This window comes from Scytonema hofmannii PCC 7110 (genome assembly GCF_000346485.2).
GTDB lineage: Bacteria > Cyanobacteriota > Cyanobacteriia > Cyanobacteriales > Nostocaceae > Scytonema > Scytonema hofmannii.
In genome coordinates, this window is record NZ_KQ976373.1 from 1 (window position 1) to 1495 (window position 1495).

At 37.4% G+C, this 1495-nt stretch carries 1 protein-coding gene; it reads right to left on the minus strand.

Translation table 11 applies throughout. The features are described from left to right. Positions 1-476: 476 nt before the first annotated feature. Positions 477-698, minus strand: a complete 222-nt coding sequence (locus WA1_RS51925) for a hypothetical protein (RefSeq protein WP_017748209.1) — start codon at positions 696-698, stop codon at positions 477-479. Positions 699-1495: the final 797 nt, after the last annotated feature.

Sequence of the window (1495 nt, forward strand, 5' to 3'; positions counted from 1 at the left end):
AAAATCCTGCAGTTATCTCTAGGGGAATTATCAAGGAATGATTAACTTGTGAAAACTCTTGCTGTCAAAACCGAAAAATTTGAAGATTGTTTAAAAGCACTTGTGTTTTAGGCAGATAATGAACACAGTTATGTCTCAAAAGCTTTTCATCTGACAGGCAATGCCATTTGGTATTTTAGATTTTGGACTGAGAGAGTTTTGCTTGGGCTTAATTTCACCCAACAATGTTGATCTGCACAGGCAAACTACTATTGAGCTAGTACTACAACGAAACTTTGACGAAGTAATGAAGGTTGTAAGCGCTAGTTAAACATGCATAGCGATCCCGAAAAACTCATAGATGTTTATATACTATTCCTGTGAAAAAAATCAGCCCAAAATTGATTTTCGGGCTGAGAGCTAAAGCTTAGTAGACAAAGATTTTAACCCGTTTTCATGGGTTTTAGTTTCAGGGGCGAACTTTGAGTTCAAAAGACTTATGCAACTATGCCTAATAAGTTTTGTAGGATATTTGTACCCACAGTATTGGTAGAACTACCTGTGTCAGCTTGACCCAAGATAGCAAGGTTTTTACTATTAATGACAGGGGATACTACTGCTGTTAGTCCACCTTTTGTAGCCTCAATCTCAGAATTTGTTAACTCTTGAATAGAGGTAGCATCAACGGTCTGTAGTTGAGAAATTGTAATCTTAGCCATGTTGAAATATACTCCCAGCTTTGGTTATTTATCTTTGGGATTGGATGAATGTCTTTTCTTATCCCCTTTCTATAATCTATTACTAACTCTTCGATTTCAAGGTTTTCATCAATTCCTAATCGAAAAAAATCCTGCAGTTATCTCTAGGGGAATTATCAAGGAATGATTAAGTTCTGAAAACTATTGCTGTCAAAATCTCAAAATTTGAAGATTCTTTAAAAGTACTGCTTTTGTAGACAGATAATGAACACAGTTATGTCTCAAAAAGCTTTTCATGCGACAGGTAATACCATTTGGGATTTTAGATTTTGGGTTGAGAAAGTCTTGCTTGGGCTTAATTTTACCCAATAATCTTTCTCATTCTTTTTTCCAATCAGAAACCTGGTTTCTTTCCCGTGAGTGCGTAAATTTGGTTTTATCATTTCGTGGCAACAGATAAATGCTTTACCGAAGAAAGGCAGAGGGCAATACTACTCGGTTAACGATAATTGAGATGTCAGAACTCCGGTTTCGCAGGAGTTACCGGGGTTCTGACACTTCAATGATTGTAATCCCTTGCAGTATTGGTATTGGGGTGGGTCTGATTTCTGAAGCCATAGGAATTGTTTATATAACGCTTCTCGGTTGGGTGCAATACAGTAGAGACGCGATATATCGCGTCTGGACACGTGTTTGGGCATAGGTTGTGTATGTGATTCAAATGAGAACCGCTATATACTATTCCTGTGAAAAAATTCAGCCCGAAATTGATTTTCGGGCTGAGAGCTAAAGCTTAGTGGACAAAGATTTTAACCCGT